Origin of the sequence: Candidatus Culexarchaeum yellowstonense (assembly GCF_024707025.1) — an archaeon.
Taxonomy (GTDB): Archaea; Thermoproteota; Methanomethylicia; order Culexarchaeales; family Culexarchaeaceae; genus Culexarchaeum.
In genome coordinates this window covers 1-2,971 of sequence record NZ_JANGFQ010000170.1, presented here as the reverse complement: position 1 = coordinate 2,971, position 2,971 = coordinate 1, and the positions used below count along the sequence as shown (strand labels likewise).

General features: G+C 39.5%; 4 protein-coding genes. 2 read left to right on the top strand and 2 right to left on the bottom strand.

The features are described 5' to 3' along the window. A partial coding sequence (locus MRT15_RS10380; protein ID WP_304330046.1) for a hypothetical protein occupies positions 1 to 297 on the bottom strand: 297 nt, incomplete at its 3' end. Between the two features lie 18 nt (positions 298 to 315). Next, complete coding sequence (gene purN / locus MRT15_RS10375) at positions 316 to 1,344, bottom strand: phosphoribosylglycinamide formyltransferase (protein WP_304330045.1); 1,029 nt, start codon at positions 1,342 to 1,344, stop codon at positions 316 to 318. 68 nt (positions 1,345 to 1,412) lie between these two features. Here purN and MRT15_RS10370 point away from each other — a divergent pair, with 68 nt between their 5' ends. Together MRT15_RS10370 and MRT15_RS10365 are read left to right on the top strand one after the other, a co-directional pair. Continuing rightward, a complete protein-coding gene (locus tag MRT15_RS10370; RefSeq protein ID WP_304330043.1) occupies positions 1,413 to 2,162 on the top strand; it encodes a creatininase family protein in 750 nt (249 codons plus the stop codon). Between the two features lie 84 nt (positions 2,163 to 2,246). Then, the gene (locus tag MRT15_RS10365; RefSeq protein ID WP_304330041.1) at positions 2,247 to 2,783 is read left to right on the top strand and encodes a hypothetical protein; all 537 of its coding nucleotides are present in this window, start codon (positions 2,247 to 2,249) and stop codon (positions 2,781 to 2,783) included. Positions 2,784 to 2,971 lie beyond the last annotated feature (188 nt).

Below are 2,971 nucleotides of genomic sequence, written 5' to 3'. Positions count from 1 at the left end.
CCCCTCAAATTTCTCCTCATTTTCACTTATCTCCTCTATCATCCTAGACTTCCTCCCCCCTTCTATGTATATCTTTGCCCCCGGATACTTTAATTCCAATTCCCTCTTCAATTCATCAACATCCACATCTTCACCTGCTTTCACGTGTATCTCAGTCTTACCCCCTGTTTGTGTTATTGTTATTGAGTAGCCGCTTGGAATGTTTAGATTTTCAAATTTCTTGAATATTTCATCCCATTCATCAAATAATGATTCCCCGAAGAATTCATCGAATATGGATTTACGTTTCCTACGCATTTAGTCCCCCCAAGCTTGTTATACACGTAACTTTTCAGATAACCTTTTAATGAAGTTTTCTGCGTTAACTATTACTCTCTCATGTTCCCCCTCGCCAATTAATATGTCTCTCCATGTTGCCGTCACTTTGAATTTTATTCTCCTCCCATCTATCCCAATTATTTCTGAAGTTACTTTGATATTCTCTCCTATAGGTGCAGGATTTAAATGTCTCACATTTATTCCAGATCCAACAGTCACATATCCTTCTGGTAGGTGTTGCTGTGCAAGTTTGTTTGATGTTATCTCCATGAATGCAATCATTGATGGTGTTGATAGAACCTTAACATCCCCTGATCCCACATTTTTAGCTGCATGTTCCTCCCCCACCTTATACTCTTCCGTCAACTTCATCCCTACACTCAATCCGTGTTCTATGTCTGTTTTTGCTGGGAGTATCTTCACCCTCCTACCTTCAACTTTTAGTCTCCCCTCTTGGAATAGTTTTATGGCTTCAATTATGATTTCTTGCTCAGCTTTCTGAACTTTTGGCTTTAATGTTTCTGGTGTATCATCCTCCTCCACTGGTACAGCTTTTTGGAGTATTATTGGTCCAGTATCCACACCCTCATCCACAAAATGTAGTGTACATCCAGTAACTTTCACTCCATAATCCAATACTGCTTTATGTACTTCTAGATCCATTCCACCTGCGAAGGCTGGTAGTAGTGACGGGTGGATGTTCATTATCCTCCACTTATACTTGTTTACAAACCATGGGCTAAGTATCCTCATATAACCTATTAGCAGTATTAAGTCAACTCCACGTTTATCCAATTCTGCGGCAACCTCCTTATCGTAGCTCTCCCTATCCTTCCCCTTTGGATCTATGAATATTGCTTCAACCCCCCTCTGCCTAGCCCTCTCAAGTATATATGCATCCTTCTTATTGCTTATCACACATACTATTTCCACATCTCTAAGTCTCCCATCATCTATTGCTTTAAATATCCCCTCCAAATCAGTTCCACGGGTTGAACCCAAAACACCTATCCTAAGCTTCCCCACACCACACACCCAATAATTTATATGCTTAATTTGGAGATTAATTTATCCATGTGATTGCTGTGGATAAATTGTTCATTGAATATTTAACCTACGAGGATTTGAATAGTTTACTCAGCGATTGGTGTGTAGTTATAGTTCCAGTTGGGTCTATGGAGTCTCACGGCCCACACCTCCCATTATCAACTGATACCATGATAGCTGAAGCCATAGCTTTGAGAACTGCCATAAAGCTCAAAAGTTTAGGTTTTAGGGTTCTGATTGGGCCTAGAATTAGGTTTGGATGTTCAGGTGAACATATAAACTTCCCCGGAACTATAAGCTTAAGCTGTAAATCCATGATTGAATTGATATATGACGTTTGTAAATCCCTTGCAAATTGTGGTTTTAAGAATATATTGCTGTTGAATGGTCATGGTGGGAATGAAGCTCCATTGAAAGCTGCGGCAATTAAGCTTAGGGATGAAGATTCAATTATGGTGGCCATTGTAAATTGGTTTGACCTTATATCTGAGGGTTTTACCGATCATGCAGGTCCAATGGAGACATCAATAATCATAAACTTAAATTTCAAACCAAGCATTGATTATCGGGGTGTTCCAGCAATTAAAGCTACTTCAAAATATGTTTCTGTGAAATCTAAGGTGCAGATACCATTAATGGATATGTGGAGTCATACTGGTGGGATGGGGTATTTGGGTGATCCATCCAAGGCTAATTTAGATCTTGGTGAGAGGTTACTTGATGAAGCTTCCGAAAATCTTGTAAAATATATAATTGAAGCTAAGTCTAGAGGGCATCTATTCGGTAGACCATTCTAAATCAATTTTTCCATTTTTCAACGGAAAGTTTTATATTTAAACATTCCCATAATGTTTTGTTGATTCAAATTTGGTGATGTAGATTTGAGTGAAGGAAATGAGAAGGTTATTGAGATTGTTTTAGATGAGAAGCGTATAGCAGTCATAGTAATATCACTAATAGCCTTCGGGGTATTATTCTCAACATATCTCAGTGGCCTATTCGCATTCATAGCTCCCGAGCAAGGTAAACCCTTAAGGATAACTAGATATGCAACTACTGATAGGGTTGGGACTCCTAAGACGACTTTCGCCCGTGGGGAGATGGTCATCGTTAATGCCACAATAGAGATGGCTACAGCATACTACTATTACTACACTTACTACTACTATTACACTACATCAACAAAATACCTATACATTGTTGAGATACTTTATGGTAATACTCCAGTGTTTATAGGGTTTGTAGGTCACGAGATTCCTCCAGGTGGGACTTCCACTGCAGGCATAGGCTATAGTATACCAATGAATGCCCCCACAGGAACCTATACTGTGAAGATATTCCTTTGGAGTAATTGGTTGGAGAAGGGTGGCGTAATACTGGGTGAGGGGGTAACATTCACATTTCAAGTGACTGGATAGGAGGGAGGAAGTATTGGAATGCAGAAAGCTCACATATACCATAATTCTAGCGTTATTCCTAGTGTACATGCTCCTCCCCATTAAATCAGTTTCTGCAAATGGTTTTCAAGTTAAAACTGATAAGGACAATTACTATCCTGGCTCCACATTAACCATCACCGTTAGTGGGGCTACCCCTAATAGGAAGG